This window comes from Pseudomonas sp. FBCC-B1667 (assembly GCF_059133255.1).
This window is the reverse complement of sequence record NZ_CP101437.1, coordinates 1,114,315-1,133,265: the sequence shown is the minus strand read 5'-3', so window position 1 is coordinate 1,133,265 and position 18,951 is coordinate 1,114,315. Positions and strand designations below refer to the sequence as shown.

At 61.0% G+C, this 18,951-nt stretch carries 13 protein-coding genes; 7 read left to right on the top strand and 6 right to left on the bottom strand.

Annotation, left to right across the window (positions count from 1 at the left end):
• Window positions 1-12: 12 nt before the first annotated feature.
• The 3 genes from NL116_RS04915 (at window position 13) to NL116_RS04905 (ending at window position 3,449) form a co-directional block, all read left to right on the top strand.
• Entirely contained in the window at window positions 13-666 is a 654-nt protein-coding gene (locus NL116_RS04915; RefSeq protein WP_007942812.1) for an ABC transporter permease, read from the top strand.
• Window positions 663-1,820: an osmoprotectant ABC transporter ATP-binding protein OsmV gene (locus tag NL116_RS04910; RefSeq protein WP_494376241.1), complete on the top strand. Its 1,158-nt coding sequence runs from the start codon at window positions 663-665 to the stop codon at window positions 1,818-1,820. The genes NL116_RS04915 and NL116_RS04910 overlap by 4 nt, the downstream gene beginning before the upstream one ends.
• Window positions 1,821-2,285: 465 nt before the next feature.
• A complete protein-coding gene (locus NL116_RS04905) occupies window positions 2,286-3,449 on the top strand; it encodes a type III PLP-dependent enzyme (protein WP_027924486.1) in 1,164 nt (387 codons plus the stop codon).
• Window positions 3,450-3,507: 58 nt separating this feature from the next.
• Here the strand turns inward: NL116_RS04905 and NL116_RS04900 are convergent, their stop codons facing one another.
• Both NL116_RS04900 and NL116_RS04895 read right to left on the bottom strand, forming a co-directional pair.
• Window positions 3,508-4,275 (bottom strand): tetratricopeptide repeat protein, encoded by a 768-nt coding sequence (locus tag NL116_RS04900; RefSeq protein ID WP_494376240.1) that lies wholly within the window; start codon window positions 4,273-4,275, stop codon window positions 3,508-3,510.
• On the bottom strand, window positions 4,272-4,952 hold the full coding sequence (locus NL116_RS04895) for a Fe2+-dependent dioxygenase (protein ID WP_494376239.1): 681 nt from the start codon (window positions 4,950-4,952) through the stop codon (window positions 4,272-4,274). Before NL116_RS04895 ends, NL116_RS04900 begins: the two co-directional genes overlap by 4 nt.
• A 206-nt stretch (window positions 4,953-5,158) precedes the next feature.
• On the opposite strand from NL116_RS04895, the gene NL116_RS04890 reads away from it, so the two are divergent.
• The gene (locus NL116_RS04890; RefSeq protein ID WP_494376238.1) at window positions 5,159-7,477 is read left to right on the top strand and encodes a TonB-dependent receptor; all 2,319 of its coding nucleotides are present in this window, start codon (window positions 5,159-5,161) and stop codon (window positions 7,475-7,477) included.
• A gap of 258 nt (window positions 7,478-7,735) precedes the next feature.
• Window positions 7,736-10,264 carry a PepSY domain-containing protein gene (locus NL116_RS04885; protein WP_494376237.1) on the top strand — a complete coding sequence of 843 codons (2,529 nt, stop codon included), beginning with the start codon at window positions 7,736-7,738 and terminating at the stop codon, window positions 10,262-10,264.
• 141 nt (window positions 10,265-10,405) lie between these two features.
• Here the strand turns inward: NL116_RS04885 and NL116_RS04880 are convergent, their stop codons facing one another.
• From NL116_RS04880 to ptsP, 4 genes are all read right to left on the bottom strand, one after another.
• Window positions 10,406-11,947 (bottom strand): alkaline phosphatase D family protein, encoded by a 1,542-nt coding sequence (locus NL116_RS04880; RefSeq protein WP_494376236.1) that lies wholly within the window; start codon window positions 11,945-11,947, stop codon window positions 10,406-10,408.
• A gap of 172 nt (window positions 11,948-12,119) precedes the next feature.
• Window positions 12,120-13,859: a PTS fructose-like transporter subunit IIB gene (locus NL116_RS04875; RefSeq protein WP_494376235.1), complete on the bottom strand. Its 1,740-nt coding sequence runs from the start codon at window positions 13,857-13,859 to the stop codon at window positions 12,120-12,122.
• Window positions 13,860-13,870: 11 nt separating this feature from the next.
• On the bottom strand, window positions 13,871-14,812 hold the full coding sequence (gene pfkB / locus NL116_RS04870; protein ID WP_494376234.1) for a 1-phosphofructokinase: 942 nt from the start codon (window positions 14,810-14,812) through the stop codon (window positions 13,871-13,873).
• Window positions 14,812-17,673 (bottom strand): phosphoenolpyruvate--protein phosphotransferase, encoded by a 2,862-nt coding sequence (gene ptsP / locus NL116_RS04865; RefSeq protein WP_494376233.1) that lies wholly within the window; start codon window positions 17,671-17,673, stop codon window positions 14,812-14,814. Before ptsP ends, pfkB begins: the two co-directional genes overlap by 1 nt.
• A gap of 44 nt (window positions 17,674-17,717) precedes the next feature.
• On the opposite strand from ptsP, the gene NL116_RS04860 reads away from it, so the two are divergent.
• A complete protein-coding gene (locus NL116_RS04860; protein WP_494376232.1) occupies window positions 17,718-17,861 on the top strand; it encodes a hypothetical protein in 144 nt (47 codons plus the stop codon).
• A 92-nt stretch (window positions 17,862-17,953) separates the two neighbouring features.
• Window positions 17,954-18,949 carry a catabolite repressor/activator gene (gene cra / locus NL116_RS04855; RefSeq protein ID WP_494376231.1) on the top strand — a complete coding sequence of 332 codons (996 nt, stop codon included), beginning with the start codon at window positions 17,954-17,956 and terminating at the stop codon, window positions 18,947-18,949.
• Window positions 18,950-18,951: the final 2 nt, after the last annotated feature.

Sequence of the window (18,951 nt, the reverse complement as noted above, 5' to 3'; positions counted from 1 at the left end):
GGAGGAAAAGACATGGAATTTCTGAACGCCTTTTCCCATCTCGACTGGCCGCTGGTGCTGCACCTGACCTGGCAGCACATCACCCTGGTCGGCATCGCCGTGACCCTGGCGATTCTGGTCGGCGTGCCGCTCGGCATTCTGATGACGCGTTTCCCGACGCTCGCCGGCCCACTGCAAGCCAGCGCTACCGTGCTGCTGACGGTTCCGTCGATTGCGCTGTTCGGCCTGCTGCTGCCGTTCTACTCCAAATTCGGCCAGGGCCTCGGTCCGATGCCGGCGATCACGGCAGTGTTTCTGTATTCGCTGTTGCCGATCATGCGTAACACCTACCTCGCCCTGACCGGCGTCGAACCCGGCATTCGCGAAGCCGCACGCGGCATCGGCATGACCTTCGGCCAGCGCCTGCGCATGGTCGAACTGCCGATCGCGGTGCCGGTAATCCTCGCCGGCGTGCGCACTGCCGTGGTCATGAACATCGGTGTCATGACCATCGCCGCGACCATCGGCGCCGGTGGCCTCGGTGTTCTCATTCTCGCTTCCATCAGCCGCAGCGACATGTCGATGCTGATCGTCGGCGCCGTGCTGGTCAGTCTCCTGGCCATCTTCGCCGACCTGCTTCTGCAATGGCTGCAACGCACGCTGACTCCAAAAGGACTCCTGAAATGATCGAACTTCAAAACCTCAGCAAGACCTTCCAAAGCAACGGCAAAGATGTGAAAGCCGTGGACTCGGTAAGCCTGACCGTCAATGAAGGCGAAATTTGTGTGTTCCTCGGGCCATCGGGCTGCGGCAAAAGCACCACGCTGAAAATGATCAACCGCCTGATCAAGCCGACCTCGGGCAAGATCTTGATCAACGGCGAAGACACCACCGACCTCGACGAAGTGACCCTGCGTCGCAACATCGGTTACGTGATCCAGCAGATCGGTCTGTTCCCGAACATGACCATCGAGGAAAACATCACCATCGTTCCGCGCCTGCTCGGCTGGGACAAACAGAAATGCCACGACCGCGCCCGCGAGTTGATGAGCATGATCAAGCTGGAACCCAAGCAGTACCTGAATCGCTACCCGCGAGAGTTGTCCGGTGGCCAGCAACAGCGGATCGGCGTGATTCGCGCACTGGCGGCGGATGCGCCGTTGTTGTTGATGGACGAACCGTTTGGCGCGGTCGACCCGATCAACCGCGAAATGATCCAGAACGAATTCTTCGAGATGCAACGCGCGCTGAACAAGACCGTGATCATGGTCAGCCATGACATCGACGAAGCGATCAAGCTCGGCGACAAGATTGCGATCTTCCGTGCCGGCAAGCTGCTGCAGATTGATCACCCGGACACGCTGCTGGCGCATCCGGCGGACGATTTCGTCAGCAACTTCGTCGGCCAGGACAGCACGCTCAAGCGACTGTTGCTGGTGAAAGCCGAGGACGCGGCGGACAACGCGCCGTCGGTGAGCCCGGAAACGCCGGTGGCTGAAGCGCTGGAGTTGATGGACGAGCTCGACCGTCGTTATGTCGTGGTCACCTGCGCTGAAAATAAGGCCCTGGGCTACGTGCGTCGTCGAGATCTGCACCGTCAGACCGGGACTTGCGCGCAGTACCTGCGTGAGTTCAACGCCACGGCGGCGTTTGACGAGCATTTGCGCATCCTGCTGTCGCGGATGTACGAGTTCAACCGTTCGTGGCTGCCGGTGATGGATGCGGAGCGGGTGTTCCTGGGGGAAGTGACGCAGGAATCGATTGCCGAGTACCTGAGCTCCGGCAAATCCCGTGGCGGCAAGACCAGCATTGTTTCGCCAGCCGAGACTGCGGTGGCCTGACCGACGCATTCGCGGGCAAGCCCGCTCCCACAGGGTTCTTGGTGTACACAGGATTTGTGTACGACAGAAATCCTGTGGGAGCGGGCTTGCCCGCGATTGGGGGCACCACAAATCCCGCCTGAAGCACCTCAAATCTCCCTCCAGCGGGAACATCACACTGTCATGCAGGTCGGTTACATCAGTAGCTGTCCGGGACCGCACGACGGATGTGTGCAAAAACGCGACATTTTTTGTTGATCTCAAGCCCCTCACGCCCTAAAGTTCGCGCCGAACGTCCATGCTGGAAACGATCCATCCGGCTCAAGTACTGACGACGAGACAGCAAGGCCAAGGGAAAGCAGCGCTTCCCATGGCCTTTTTGCTTTCGGCGACATGCCTTGGGAAGTAGGCGAACCAAAGTGGGGATACGGAGGACGTTCATTTGCACCCATTGTTAATTTCAGTTTGCCAGTAGGAGTTCCCAGCATGTCGATCAACGTCGAAGACTATTTCGCGCGCGATACCTTCAATAAAATGAAGGCCTTCGCCGACAAACAAGAAACCCCGTTCGTGGTGATCGACACCGCGATGATCAGCCAGGCCTATGACGACCTGCGCGCCGGCTTCGAATTCGCCAAGGTCTACTACGCCGTCAAGGCCAACCCGGCCGTCGAAATCATCGACCTGCTCAAAGAAAAAGGGTCGAACTTCGACATCGCGTCGATCTACGAGCTCGATAAAGTGATGAACCAGGGCGTCGGCCCGGATCGCATCAGCTACGGCAACACCATCAAGAAATCCAAGGACATTCGCTACTTCTACGAGAAGGGCGTGCGTCTGTATGCCACCGACTCCGAAGCCGACCTGCGCAACATCGCCAAGGCTGCACCGGGTTCGAAAGTCTACGTGCGCATCCTCACCGAAGGCTCGACCACCGCTGACTGGCCGTTGTCGCGCAAGTTCGGCTGCCAGACCGACATGGCGATGGACTTGCTGATCCTCGCCCGTGACCTGGGCCTGGTGCCTTACGGCATCTCGTTCCACGTTGGCTCGCAACAACGCGACATCAGCGTCTGGGACGCCGCGATCGCCAAGGTCAAAGTAATCTTCGAACGCCTGAAAGAAGAAGACGGCATTCACCTCAAGCTGATCAACATGGGTGGTGGCTTCCCGGCCAACTACATCACCCGCACCAACAGCCTGGAAACCTACGCCGAAGAAATCATCCGCTTCCTCAAGGAAGACTTCGGTGACGACCTCCCGGAAATCATCCTCGAACCGGGCCGTTCGCTGATCGCCAACGCCGGTATCCTGGTCAGCGAAGTGGTGTTGGTCGCGCGTAAATCCCGCACGGCGGTAGAACGCTGGGTGTACACGGATGTGGGCAAGTTCTCCGGCCTGATCGAAACGATGGACGAAGCCATCAAGTTCCCGATCTGGACCGAGAAGAAAGGCGAGATGGAAGAAGTGGTCATCGCCGGCCCGACTTGCGACAGCGCCGACATCATGTACGAAAACTACAAGTACGGTTTACCGCTGAACCTGGCGATTGGTGACCGTTTGTACTGGCTGTCGACCGGTGCGTACACCACCAGTTACAGCGCGGTTGAATTCAATGGCTTTCCGCCGCTGAAGTCGTTTTACGTGTAAGCGCCACGCGTAGAAATCAAAAAGCCCATGACCTGTCATGGGCTTTTTTGTGTCTGCGTTACAGCGGTGTCAGTTGCCGCTCAAGCTCGATTACACGTTGAGCATATTCGGGCGCCAGTGCGCGAAGTTGTGGGTTTTCTGCGCTTGCCAGTCGCTTGCTCGCAACGCTCAGGAAATTCAGATTTCCACCCGCCAATGCCTTGCGCAACCAGATCAACGCCTCTTCGGCATTCCCCGCCTCGGCCAGCACAGCGGCATAACTGAACTGCCCACGAAAATCTCCGCCGACCGCCGAACGTCGATACCAGTCACGAGCGGCCGTTAGATCCCTGGGACACACCCGCCCTTCTTCCAGATAACGCCCGAGCAGGTTCATCGATTTCGCGTGACCGAGCTCGGCGGCGCGGCGATAGAGACTCAGCGCTTGCTGCTGGTCTTCCATCACGCCACGACCGGTCGCCAGCAGGTTGGCGTAGTTGTACATCGCCCAATCCAGCCCGGCATTGGCGGCCATACGATAATGCCGCGCAGCCACCGAAGCATCTGCCATGCAACCCCAGCCGTGTTCGTGACAACGGCCGAGCATGTTGCGCGCCATCAGATGTCCGCCTTCAGCGGCAATCTCGAACCAGCGCACTGCCAACGGCTGATCCAGCGCGATGCCGTTGCCGTCCAGCAGGATTTGCCCGAGCAGCGCCTGAGCGTCCAGTACGCCTTCACGAGCAGCGATCAGAATGGCTTGGGCTGCACGCGCCGGACTTTCCGCCAGCATGGCCTTGAGCGAATCACCGTCGAGGACTTCCTCACGGCGCAATTGATAACTCATACCTCGACCCAACGACGCAGCAGGTTGTGATACGTGCCGGTGAGGCGGATCAGCGAGGGGTGATCAGGCACGTCGTGAGTCAATTGCTGGATCGCCCCGTCCATCTCGAACAGCAAGGCGCGCTGACTGTCTTCGCGCACCAGGCTTTGCGTCCAGAAGAACGAGGCGTAACGCGTACCCCGGGTGACGGCATTGACCTTGTGCAGGCTGGTGCCTGGATACAAAACCATGTCGCCGGCGGGCAACTTCACCCGTTGAGTGCCGAAGGTGTCCTGGATTTCCAGTTCACCGCCGTCGTAGTCCTCGGGCTCGCTGAAGAACAGGGTGGCCGACAGATCGGTGCGCACCCGCTCGATGCTGCCCTTGGGTTGTCGCACGGCGTTATCGATGTGGAAATCGAAACTGCCACCCGCCGTGTAACAGTTCAACAACGGGGGAAAAACCTTGTGCGGTAACGCCGCGGACATGAACAGCGGATTTTTCCACAGCCGTTCGAGCATCGCCGCGCCGACCTCCTTGGCCACTGGATGCCCTTCAGGCAACTGCAAATTGTGCTTGGCCTTGGCTGACTGATAGCCAGCGGTAATCTTGCCGTCCGCCCAATCCGCTTGTTCCAGCGCCTCGCGAATGCGCTGCACTTCTTCTTTTGCGAACAAGCCGGGAATGCGCAGCAGCATGGCAAAGACACCTGGAACAAAGGGGTGCTAATGGTATTGATTCTTATTGCTCATGTAAAACCCCTGCGACGGACGAAACGGCAAAAACCGTAAGGTTAAATTGTAAAGAATGTAAATTCTTTGCGAATAATAACGTTTCGCAATTGATACAAATACGCGTCTACCCTATATTCCGCGGCCTCAAATCCTTGGGGAGGGGAATTCAAATGTCACGTCAACAACCACACGTACCGGTCAGTTCACCACGTTTGCTCGCATCGGCCATTGGTATGGCGATTACTGCCGGCTCTGCGGGCCACATGGTTTTCGCGGCAGAAAAAGCCGACGAAAAAGCACCGAGTAATGTGATTTCGCTGGGCGCTACCGCCATCACTGGCGAGGCCCAGGACGAGACTTCCTACAACGTCGAAAAAGCCTCCTCGTCCAAGTACACCGCGCCGCTGGTGGACACGCCGCGCTCAATTACCGTCATCCCGCAACAAGTCCTCAAGGACACCGGCGCGATGAACATGCAAGACGCACTGCGCACCGTTCCTGGCATCACTTTCGGTGCCGGTGAAGGTGGCAACCCGCAAGGCGACCGCCCGTTTATTCGTGGCTTCGACGCCCAGGGCGACACTTACCTGGACGGCGTGCGCGACACCGGATCGCAGAGCCGCGAGATCTTCGCCGTCGAATCGATTGAAGTCAGCAAAGGCCCGAACTCGGCCATCGGCGGCCGTGGCGCTGCCGGCGGCAGCATCAACCTGGTGAGCAAGAAAGCCCACTTGGGCGACTCGAACGATGCTGGTTTTACCTGGGGTTCAGACCAGACCCAGCGTTTCACCCTGGACAGCAACTACCAGTTCACCGACACCGCCGCGGGCCGTCTGAACCTGATGAGCCACGAGAGCAACGTCGCTGGCCGTGACAGCGTCGACTACGACCGCTGGGGCATCGCGCCGTCGCTGGCCTTCGGCCTGGGCACCGACACCCGCGTCAACCTCGATTACTACCATCTGGAAAGTAACGACACCCCGGACTCGGGCATTCCGTACACCGTCCCGGTGGCCGGTTCCGCTGCGCGCACCAAGTCCAATCCGGACAAGCCAAACGATGGCGGCGACAGCACCAACTTTTACGGCCTGAACGACCGTGACTTCCGCAAGGGCCGCACCGACACCGCGACCTTCGCCATCGAGCACGACCTGAACGACGCGCTGACCGTCAAGAACACCCTGCGTCACGGCACCAGCATGCAGGATTACATCCTGACCCAGCCGGACGACAGCAAGGGCAACGTCAACAATGGCAGCGTCTGGCGCCGGGCAAACACCCGTGTCAGCAACACCGAGACCACGACCAACCAGACCGATCTGTTCGGTGATATGTACATCGCCGGGTTCAAGAACAGCTTCGCCACCGGTATCGAGTTCACCCACGAGGAAAACCAGAAATCCTCGTACAACGTCAACACTGACACCACTCCAAGGACAGCGGCCGCAACCACCAACTGCTCCCCGGCATTGATCGGCGCACCGAGCGGCTACAACTGCACTTCGCTGTCCAACCCGAACCCGAACGATCCATGGAACGGTGCAATTTCGCGTAACTACGCCGGCACCGACACCAAGGCCAACACCTACGCGTTGTATGTGTTCGACACCCTGGAGTTGTCCCGGCAGTGGCTGGTGAACATGGGCCTGCGCTACGACCATTTCGATACCGACTACAAAACCTTCAACGGTTCCGACGTGACCACGTCCAAGGGCGATGACACCAGCGAGTTCGTCACCGGTCAGTTCGGTGTCGTGTACAAACCGGCGGAAAACGGCAGCATCTACGCGTCCTACGCAACGTCGGCCACGCCACCGGGCAACACCCTGGGCGAAGGTTCGGAAGGCAACCCGCTGGGTGGCACGCCGGATCGCAACGGCAACCTGCTGAAAAGCGACCTGGAGCCGGAAACCACCAAGAACTACGAAATCGGTACCAAGTGGGATTTCATGAATGATCGTCTGTCGCTGACCGCCGATATCTTCCGCACCGAGAAAGACAATGCCCGTGTCCAGGTCAATACCACGACGTATGAAAACGCCGGCAAAACCCGCGTGCAAGGTGTCGAACTGTCGGCCACCGGCAAGCTGACCGACCAATGGCAAGTGTTCGCCGGTTACGCCTACATGGACAGCGAGCAAATCGACGGCGGTCCCTTGGGCGCAGCCAACGATGGCAACGAACTGCCTAACACACCGAAGAACAGCGCCAGCCTGTGGACGACCTATCAGGTCACGCCGAAGCTGACGATCGGTGGCGGTGCGTTCTATGTCGACGATGTCTTCGGCAGCGTGGCCAACACCACCATGGTGGAATCCTACGTTCGTTACGACGCGATGGCGGCCTACAAGCTGAGCAAAAACGTCGACCTGCAACTGAACGTGCAGAACCTGACCGACGAAACGTACTACGACAAGGCCTTCTCGACCCACTTCGCCAACCAGGCGGCGGGCCGTACGGCGTTGCTGAGCACCAACTTCCACTTCTGATTATCGGTCCCACCGCAATCCCATGTGGGAGCGGGCTTGCTCGCGAAAGCGGTCTGTCATTCGACATTGATGTTGGCTGATACACCGCCATCGCGAGCCAGCTCGCTCCCACAGGGATGTGGGTGAAGGCTGAAATCAGGGTCAGGCCCCGTTCATCTCAATGAACGGGGCTTTTGTACGTAAAAAAGAATGTTTCTCGACAACCCACGGCATAATGCGCGCCGTGAAGACTATTTTTGAACGAACAAGGCGAGTGACGTGTTGAAGAAAACCCTGTTCCAGTTGCACTGGTTTTTCGGCATCAGCGCCGGGCTGGTCCTGGCCCTGATGGGCATCACCGGGGCGACGGTGTCGTTTCAGGACGAAATCCTGAACGTGCTCAACCCTTCCGTGTTGCAGGTCGAGACGCAGGTCGCCGGCGTCCTGCCGCCCGCCGAACTGGTCGAGCGCATCGAAGCCATGTCCGGCAAAAAAGTCTCGATGCTCTCCGTCGAGACCGACAGCGGCAATGCAGCCAAGGTGTTTTTCACCCCGCCTGCGGGTCAGCGCCGTGGCGAAATGCGCTACTTCGACCCGTATACCGCCGAGTTCATGGGCGATGCCACCGGCCAGGACTTCTTCGGCTTCGTGCTGCAACTGCACCGCTTCCTCGCCATGGGCGATACCGGCCGCAACATCACCGGCGCGTGCACGCTGATCCTGGTGTTCTTTTGCCTGTCCGGCCTGTACCTGCGCTGGCCGCGCCAATGGAAAAGCTGGCGTGCCTGGCTGACCCTGGACTGGAAGAAAAAGGGCCGCAGTTTCAACTGGGACCTGCACTCGGTGGCTGGCACCTGGTGCCTGGTGTTTTACCTCCTGGCGGCCCTGACCGGGTTGTCCTGGTCGTATGAGTGGTACAACAAAGGCCTGACCCGATTGCTCTCCGACGCCCCGCAAAACGAGCGCGTGCGCGGTGGTCGTGGCCCGGCCCCCAGTGGTCCGGCACCAACCGCCGATTACGCAGCAATCTGGAGCAGCGTCTACAGCGCCGCAGGCCCGGCACTCAGCGCCTACAACATCCGTATGCCGCCCGTGGCCGGCCAGCCAGCGACCGTGTACTACCTGCTGAAAACCTCACCGCACGACCGCGCCTTGAACCAGATCACCCTCGATCCGGCGACCGGTATCGTCAAGCAGCATGATCGCTACAGCGACAAGAGCCTCAAGGCACAATTGCTCACCAGCATTTATGCGCTGCACGTCGGCAGTTACTTCGGCATTGTCGGGCGCATCATCCTGACAATTACCGCGCTGACCATGCCGTTGTTTTTCGTCACCGGCTGGTTGCTGTACCTCGACCGTCGGCGCAAGAAAAAGCAGATCAAGGCTGCACGCAAAGGCCTCGAACAACCGGGCAGCGATGCACCGGCATGGTTGATCGGCTTCGCCAGCCAAAGCGGCTTCGCAGAACAATTGGCGTGGCAGACCGCCGGCCAGTTGCAAGCCGCCGGCGTCCCGGTGAACGTGCAGCCGCTGGCAAGTGTCAGCGAACAGGATTTGCTCGATTCCACTAATGCGCTCTTCGTGGTCAGTACCTTCGGCGACGGCGAAGCACCGGACAGTGCGCGCGGGTTCGAGCGCAAGGTTCTGAGTCGGGCGTCGCGCCTGGAAAGCCTGAACTATGCGGTACTGGGTCTTGGTGATCGCCAGTACCAACACTTCTGCGGCTTCGCCCGACGCTTGCACACCTGGCTGGGCGAGCACGGCGGCAAAACCTTGTTCGCCCCGGTGGAAGTCGACAGCGGCGACCCGTACGCCTTGCGTCACTGGCAGCAGCAATTGGGTCTGTTGACCGGGCAAACACCGGTCGACACCTGGCAAGCACTGAGCTACGACCACTGGACACTGACCCGCCGCGAGTTGATCAACCCGGACAGCAGCGGCTCGCCAGTTTACTTGCTGGGCCTCACCGCCCCGTCCACCAGCAGTTGGCTGGCGGGTGATCTGGTGGAAGTGCTGCCGCGCAACTGCCCGTGGGCCATCGAACATTTCCTTGATGGCCTGGGCATCGACGGTCGCGCTACGGTTGCACTCGATGGCTTGTTACAACCGCTGGAGCAAGCCCTCGCCACGCGCCAGTTGCCTGAAAACAGAGCCCATCTGGTCGGCCTGCACGCTCAGGCACTGGTCGATGCGCTGGTGCCGTTGGCCATGCGCGAATACTCCATCGCCTCGATTGCGGCCGACGGTATTCTGGAACTGATCGTGCGCCAGGAAATGCACGCCGATGGCAGCCTGGGCATCGGCTCCGGCTGGCTCACCGAACACGCTCCGGTAGGTAGCACCATCAGTCTGCGAGTCCGGCGTAACAGCGGGTTCCATCTGCCGGCCGAGCCGGTGCCGATGATCCTGCTGGGCAACGGAACGGGTCTGGCCGGGCTGCGCAGTTTGCTCAAGGCGCGCATCGCCGACGGGCAACAACGCCACTGGCTAGTGTTTGGCGAGCGCAATCGGGAACACGATTACCTGTGCCGCGATGAGCTGGAGGAGTGGTTGATTTCAGGTGACCTTGAGCGACTGGACCTGGCGTTCTCGCGGGATCAGGTCGAGAAGATTTATGTGCAGGATCGCCTGCGTGAGTCGGCGGACGAGTTGAAGAAATGGTTGGCTGATGGCGCCGTCATCTACATCTGCGGCAGCTTGCAGGGGATGGCGTCAGGGGTGGATCACGTGCTCAATGAAGTGCTCGGGATTGCAGAGGTCGATCGCCTGATCGAACAAGGCCGCTACCGCCGCGACGTCTACTGACACCCCTCCAAAAATGTGGGAGCGGGCTTGCTCGCGAATGCGATCTGACAGTCAACATTTCTGTTGAATGTCATGCCCCCTTCGCGAGCAAGCCCGCTCCCACATTGGTTCTGTGGCGGATCAAAAATGTGCGCAGCCCTCTCAGACCGGCTGCACTTTCTGCTCAAACACCGCCACCCCATCCAGATCCCGCAACACCACGCTCATCTCCCCCGTTTGCCCATCAATATTCACCTCGCCAAAAAACTGAAACCCGGCAAACGGTGAAGTGTTCTGCGCCGGCGGCGCCTTCTCGAATACCACCTCCGGCCCGAACGTCTTGTCCAGCGGATTCGGTCCAAAACTCCCCGCGTTCAGCGGCCCGGCGACGAACTCCCAGAACGGTTCGAAGTCCTGGAACGCGGCACGATCCGGGTGGTAGTGATGCGCCGCGCAGTAGTGGACATCCGCCGTCAAAAACACAACGTTGCGCACTTGCTGCGCCCGCAGGAAACCCAGCAACTCGGCGATTTCCAGTTCCCGCCCCTGGGCCGGTCCCGGATCACCATTGGCCACCGCTTCCCAGCGCGTCACGCCGGGGCTGACCTCACCGTCGGGCACGCCAAGGCCGATCGGCATGTCGGCGGCGATGACTTTCCACTGGGCCTGCGAGCCTTTCAATGCCTGCTTGAGCCAGTCGAGTTGCTCGCGCCCGAGAAAGGGTTTGGCCGCGCCGAGGTTGTCGTCGTTGGCGCCGCGGTAACTGCGCATGTCGAGCACAAACACATCAAGCATCGGCCCATAGCTAAGCTTGCGATAGATACGCCCGCCGTTGTCGGCGCTCTGCAAACGCATCGGTGCATATTCGAGCCAGGCCTGTCGCGCGCGGCCGACCAGGTTGTGGATATCTTTCTCTTGATAGCGCGCATCGAGTTGCTTGCCCGGCGACCAGTTGTTCACCACTTCATGGTCGTCCCACTGCCAGATCTGCGGGACCTCGGCGTTGAAGCGGCGGATGTTTTCGTCCATCAGGTTGTAGCGGTAGTTACCGCGAAAATCGTCGAGGTGTTGCGCGACCTTGCTCTTGGCTTCAGTGGTGATGTTGCGCCACACCCGACCGCTTTCGGTGGTCAGCTGCGCCGGCACCGGGCCGTCGGCGTAGATGGTGTCGCCGCTGTGGATAAAGAAATCCGGCAGACGCAATCGCATGGCTTCGTAGATGCGCATACCGCCGATGTCCGGGTTGATGCCGAAGCCTTGGCCGACGGTGTCGCCACTCCAGACAAAACGAATATCGCGACGGGTTTGCGGCACGCTGCGCAAATGGCCGAACCAGGGTTCGCTGGCGACACCGCTTTGGGCATCTTCGAAGGTCACGCGATAGAAAATCGCCTGATCGGCGGGCAGGCCGGTGAGTTCGACCCGCGCGGTGAAATCGGTGCGCGCATCGGCCAGCGGCGAGACAAATCGGCGCGGGTTGCTGAACAGGCTGCGGGTGTCCCATTCCACGACCATTCGCGCGGGGCGGTCGCTGCGGCTCCAGACCATCGCCCGATCGCCGAGCAAGTCGCCGGACTGCACGCCGTCGGTGAGTTGCGGACGATCCTTGACCGAAGCGATCACGGCCGGCGCCAGCCCTGGCAACAACAGCCCGGCGCCCACCACTTGCATGACACGACGGCGGCCGAGGTCGAATTCGCTCATGGTCTTCTCCCTGAAAAGGAAAAACTAAAGCACATGCCCATGACGCTGGTGTGAAATGCAATCCCTGTGGGAGCGAGCTTGCTCGCGATGGCGGTGTAACAGTCAACTAATCTATTGAATGTCAAGCAGTCACCGCGAGCAAGCTCGCTCCCGCAGGGTAGATGGTGGTGTGTCAGGCCTGGGCGGGTTCCAGTGCCAGTTCCACTGCTTCAGGCCGTTTGAGCAGCGCATACGCCACTGCCGTCAATAAACTCCCGGCGACAATCGCCAGCAAGTACAACAACGCATGGTTGATCGCATTCGGGATCGCCAGCACAAACAACCCACCGTGCGGCGCCATCAGCTTGCAGCCGAAATACATCGACAACGCCCCGGTCAGCGCGCCACCGGCAATGCTCGCCGGGATCACTCTCAGCGGGTCTTTGGCGGCAAACGGAATCGCGCCTTCCGAGATGAAGCACAGCCCCAGCACCAACGCCGCTTTACCGGCCTCGCGTTCGGACTGGGCAAACTTGCGTCGTGCGATGAACGTGGCGATGCCCAGGCCAATCGGTGGCACCATGCCGGCGGCCATGGTCGCGGCCATCGGTGCATAACTCTGTGACGCCAGCAGCCCCACCGAGAACGCATACGCGGCTTTGTTGATCGGCCCGCCAAGGTCGACGCACATCATGCCGCCCAGCAACACACCCAGAAGAATCGCGTTGGTGGTGCCCATGCTGTCGAGGAAGTGGGTCAGCCCTTCAAGCATCCCGGCCACCGGTTTGCCGACCACGTAAATCATCACCAGGCCAGTGAACAGACTCGCCAGCAACGGGATGATCAGGATCGGTTTCAGCGCCTCAAGGCTCTGCGGCAAACGCGCGTAGCGGTTGATCGCCTGCGCCGCATAACCGGCGATGAAACCGGCAATGATCCCGCCGATGAAACCGGCCCCCAGGGTGCTCGCCAACAGACCACCGATCATCCCGGGCGCCAGGCCCGGACGGTCAGCAATCGAGTAGGCGATGTAACCCGCCAGCAGCGGCACCATCAACTTGAACGCGGTCTCGCCACCGATCTGCATCAGCGCCGCCGCCAACGTGCCCGGCTCCTTGAACGCCGTAATGCCGAACACAAATGACAACGCAATCATCAAGCCGCCCGCCACCACCATCGGCAGCATGAACGACACACCGGTCAGCAGGTGTTTATAGACGCCGGTTTTCTCTTGTTTGGTCGGGCCTTTGGAGCCGCTGGCGGCGGTTTCCTGCCGGCCTTCGGCCAGTGCTTTGTTCAGCGTCGCCTCGGCCTGTTTCAGCGCGATGCCGGTGCCGCAACGGTAAATTTTCTTGCCGGCAAACCGCTCGGTGGCGACTTCGATATCACAGGCCAGCAGCACCACATCGGCATCGGCAATCGCCGCCGCGCTCAATGGATTGCGCGCGCCGACCGAGCCTTGGGTTTCCACTTGCAGGTCATAACCCAGACGCTTGGCCGCTTGCTGCAACGCTTCGGCCGCCATGAACGTGTGTGCGACGCCGGTCGGGCACGCGGTGATCGCCACCAGTCGTGGCGCGTTTTTTGCGGGGGCCACAGGCTCGGCGACCACTTCGGGGGCCACGTACACCTGAGCTTCTTCAGCACCGCGCCGCAGCACCGCTTCAACATCTTGCAGGGCTTGCGCCGGGGTGCTCTGGTACACGCGTTTGCCGACGAATCGCGTCATGTCCACCGGCACACTGGTCACCAGCAACACCCACTCGGCGCCCTCGATCGTGGCCGCCGACAACTGCCGCTCCGGATGCGCCGCATCCACCACTTCAACACAGGTCATCCAGCCCTGACGCTGAGCCGCCGCATCGAGCAAACGGGCGCACAGCACACTGGTGACCATGCCGTTCGGGCAAGCCGTAACAATGGCTAATTTCATCACAATCCCTCTTATTGTTCTGTCAGGGGACGCACGCGCACGCCCTGTTCGAGCTGCGCCAATTGCGCGACATCGCCGATGCCGAAACCGATCTGGGTGACCGCCATCGCGGCAATTGCCGTGGCGGTGCGCAGGGTCTGTTCAGGCGTGTCGGCGCTGAGCAAACCATGAAGCATGCCGGCCAGTAACGAGTCGCCCGCGCCCACCGTGCTGGCGACGCTGACCTTGGGCGGCGAGGCGTGCAGCGCCGAACCGACACCGAACCAGTTCACCCCATCGGCACCGTGGGAGATCACCACGTGCTCGATACCTTGAGCGTGCAAGCGGCTCGCGGCCTGAGCCTGTGCCGCGACCGAAACAACTTCGCAGCCGAGCGCATCAGCCAATTCTTCGGTATTGGGTTTGATCAGCCACGGCCCGGCCTTGAGTGCGGCACGCAACGCTTCACCGCTGGTGTCGAGGGCGACGTTCAGACCGAGCTTTTTCAAGCGCACAATCAACGCCTGCAACCAACGCGCACTGACGCCCTGCGGCAGGCTTCCGGCGACGACCACCGCATCATGGCCTGGCGCAATTTGTTCAAGACGATCAAGCAACGCCTGCTGCGCCGCTTCACTCACTCGCGGTCCCGGACCGTTGACATCGGTGATACGGCCGTCGCCTTCCGCCAGTTTGATGTTGCTGCGAATCTCGCCGGGAACGCGTATGAACGCGTCGACAAAACCGCGCTTGGCGAACAGGGTTTCGAACGCATGGAGATTGTCTTCCCCGAGGAAACCGCTGACGGTCAGCTGATGACCAAGGTCCGCCAGCACTTGCGCCACGTTTATGCCTTTGCCAGCGGCGTGGGTGTGCATGGCGTCGCTGCGGTTGACCTGACCGGGTTCAAGACGCGGTAGCTGAACGGTGAGGTCCAGCGCCGGGTTGAGGGTCAGGGTTAAAATCCGGGCCATTACAGAGCCTCCACTAATGCACGTACTTCATGGGCGCTGCCCACGGCCAGGGCCTGTCGGGCGAGCATTTGCGTCTGGGCGAGGCTGAGTTCGCGAATGCGCGCCTTGACCTCGGCAATGCTGCGGCCCGAGACGCTGAGTTCGTCCACACCGAGTCCGACCAACACCGGCACCGCCAGCGGATCCGCCGCCAACTCGCCGCACACGCCGACCCATTTGCCATGGGCATGCGCCGCACGCACGGTGATGTCGATCAGTTGCAGCACCGCCGGGTGCAGGCCGTCAGCCTGGGCGGACAGGGTCGGATGACCACGGTCGATGGCCAGGGTGTATTGGGTCAAGTCGTTGGTGCCGACGCTGAAGAAGTCGACCTCTTTGGCCAGCACCGGCGCCAGCAACGCGGCCGACGGCACTTCGATCATGATCCCCAGTTGCAGGTCGGCAACCGGGATTTCCAGACGCAAGCGCTCGGTCATGTCCCGCGCCTGCCGCCATTCATCGACACTGCCGACCATTGGAAACATGATCCGCAGCGGGCGGTTGTCGGCGGCCCGCAGCAAGGCGCGCAATTGTGCTTCCATGATTTTCGGACGTTGCAGCGTCAGGCGAATGCCGCGCACGCCGAGGAACGGGTTTTCTTCCTTGGCAATGGGCCAATACGGCAGCGGTTTGTCCCCACCGACATCGAGGGTGCGCACCACCAGCGGTCGACCGGCCAGACCGTCGAGGACGCGGCGATACTCAACTTCCTGGGTGGCCTCGTCCGGCGCTTGCGAGTGGGCCATGAAAATCAGTTCGGTACGCAACAGGCCAATGCCTTCGGCACCCTGCTCCACCGCGCTGGTGACACCGGCGCTTTCGCCAATGTTGGCGAACACTTCGACCGCGTGACCGTCAGTGGTCAGTGCCGGTTGATGACGTTGTTCAGCGGCCACTTTCAGGCGTTGTTCGCGGGTGTCACGTTCTTCGGTGGCGCGTTGCAAGGTCAGTGCATCGGCGTCCACATGCAGGCGGCCGCGCTGGCCATCAATCAGCAGCGGCGTGCCCGGCGCCAGCAGCAACACGGCCGCCCCGGCACCGACCAGCGCCGGAATACCCAGCGCTCGAGCGACGATCGCACTGTGCGCCGTGGCGCCGCCACGAGCGGTAAGAATACCGGCGACGCGGGCCGGGTCGAGACGTGCGACGTCGGATGGCCCCACTTCGTCCATCACCAGAATGTATGGCTGCTGCGGCTCGCTTGGCGTTTCGACGCCGCTCAGTTGCGCCAACACACGCCGACCGATGTCGCGCAGGTCCGCCGCACGCTCGGCGAGCAACGCATCCTGCAATGACTCCTGTTGTCTGGCCGCCGCTTCGATCACCGCCATCCACGCCGCTTCGGCGCTTTCGCCTTGCTTGAGGCGGGTGTCGACTTCATCGGACAGTTCCGGGTCGTCGAGCATTTCCTGGTGAGTGATGAAAATCTCGCGGATCGCCTTGGACGTGCTGCGTTCGATCAAGCCTTCGACGTCGCGACGTACCTGCGCCAGCGCCTGTTTGAGACGCTCGCGCTCGATGGCGGCGGACTCACCGCGCAGCGGGTAGTCGATGGTTTGCAGCACTTGAATATGCGCCGGACCGATCGCAATGCCGGGGGCTGCGGCGATGGCTTGAATCAGGCAGCCGGACGCCGGGGCGAGCAGCACTTCGGCGATCTCTGCGAGCTCTTCGCGCTGTTGGCTCACGGCTGGCAAAGGCTCGATTTCTTCTCCGAGGCCTTCTTCGATGGCGGCCAGTAAGGCGGGCAAGGCATCGGCAGCGATGCTCGGTTCGGCGATGAACTCCAGCACCTGACCACGACGGGCGCCGAGGCTGAGCAGTTTGCTCAAGCTCTTCACCGACACCGCGCTGTCCTGGCCATCGACGATGCGTACGCGAATTTCACCTTCAAAACTTTTCGCGAGTTGCGCAAGGATCTTCGCCGGGCGGGCGTGCAAGCCGTGGGCGTTGGCCAGTGCGATGCGCGCGCTCGGCCAGTCCGCCGGCACTTCACCGCCAAGGACTTCGAGCACTTTACGGCTGCTGGTGGCGCGACCCAGTTCGTGGCCACGGCCTTCAATCAGCAGCGCACACAGACGTTCGAGCAACGCTTGATGGGCTTCACCGAGGCTGGCCAGGCAAAACAGCCCGCTGAGCGGCTGGCCGAGGTAGCGCATCGGCTTGTCCGGGGTGACGAAGGCCAGGCCCGGGCGCTTGACCGTTTGTTCGCTGTGCAACCACCACAAGCCATCGCCCAGCGGCAACGCTTCGACCTGTTGCAAGACGGCGGAGAATCCGTTGCTCACGCAATCGGCTTGGCGCAGCAAACGCGCGCCCCGCCAGACCAGCTCCTCGAAATCATCGGCGGACACACTCAAGCCAATCATCTGCGCATCCAGCGCCAATTCCTGCGGCGCGCCTTGCAGCAGTTTCAACAAGGCTTCGGCGGAGCTCGCGCGACGCAACGCCTGGCCCAGGTCAGTTTCGCCGAGCGCGCGGGTCAACAGTTGCAGCAAGCGTAAATGTTCGTCGGACTTGGCCGCGATACCGATTGCCAGGTACACGATCTGACCGTCGCCCCAATCCACGCCATCGGGGAACTGCATCAGCCGCACGCCGGTGGAAAACACCAGGTCGCGGGTTTGCGGGGTACCGTGAGGGATGGCAATACCTTGACCGAGAAAGGTCGAGCCCTGGGCCTCACGCGCCTGCAATCCGTTGAGGTACCCATCGGCGACCAGGCCATCGGCGACCAGATGCTCGGCCAGTAGCTGCAACGCAGCGGACTTATCCACAGCCGACTGGCCCATGGATATCTGCTCTAGAGTGAGCTCGAGCATGCTTTCTCCTTTTTGGCGTCTGAGAGCGCCAGGTATTGTTTTGAATGAATCAGCTTAAGCGCTTCAACGGCACTTTTGGCGGTTTCACGGCAGAACCGGCCAAGGGTGCGTATAACCCTGAAAATACGCTTGCTGAAACGTTTAATCTAGAACCCTTGGCACGTTACTCGATAATGTCGCATCCTTGAAGCCCAACTGTCGGATGAGGCTCGACAATAGTCGCTTGCCGGATTCGGGTAGGATTGGCGAAAACGTCGGCCGAAAAACAAGGAAACCCGAGTTGAAACTCAGTGATATCGCACAATTGGCCGGTGTGTCCGTCACCACCGCCAGTTATGTCATTAATGGCAAGGCCGAACAGCAACGTATCAGCAGCGCCACCGTCGAGCGCGTGCGCGCGGTCGTCGAACAGCATGGCTTTACGCCCAATCCTCAAGCGGCCGGATTGCGCAGCCGGCACACGCGCACATTGGGTTTTATTCTGCCGGACCTGGAAAACCCCAGTTACGCGCGAATTGCCAAACTGCTGGAACAAGGCGCCCGAGCGCGTGGCTATCAGTTGCTGATCGCCAGCTCCGACGATGCGCCCGACAGTGAGCGGCAATTGCTCAAATTGTTCCGCGCCCGGCGCTGCGACGCGCTGATCGTCGCCAGTTGCCTGCCGACTGATGATGACAGCTACCGCCAGCTGCAAGCCAAAGGCATGCCGATCATCGCCATCGACCGGGTGATGGAGCCCGAACATTTTTGCTCGGTCATCAGTGACGACCGCGAGGCCAGCCTGCAATTGACCCGCAGTCTGCTGGACCCGTTGCCCAAGCAAATCGCCTTGATCGGCGCGCGCCCCGAGTTGAGCATCAGCCAGGAACGCGCGACCGGCTTCAAGGAAGCGCTGCACGGGTTCGAAGGCCAAGTGCTGATCGAGCACGGCGAATCGTTCAGCCGCGAGTGCGGCAAGCAGTTGATGGAAGAAATGCTTCAGCGTCTGGGGCATTTGCCAGACGCCCTGGTGACCACCTCCTACGTGTTGCTTCAGGGGGTGTTCGATGCCTTGCATGACTTCCCGCTGAAAACCCGTCCGTTGCGCCTGGGCACGTTCGGTGACACGCAGTTGCTGGACTTCCTGCCGTTGCCGGTCAACGCCATGGCCCAGCAGCATCAGTTGATCGCCGATAAAGCCCTGGCGCTGGCGCTGGCCGCCATCGAGCAGTCCGATTACCAACCCGGCGTGCAGGCCATCGCGCGGACCTTCAAGCAGCGTATTCACCAGGACTGAAC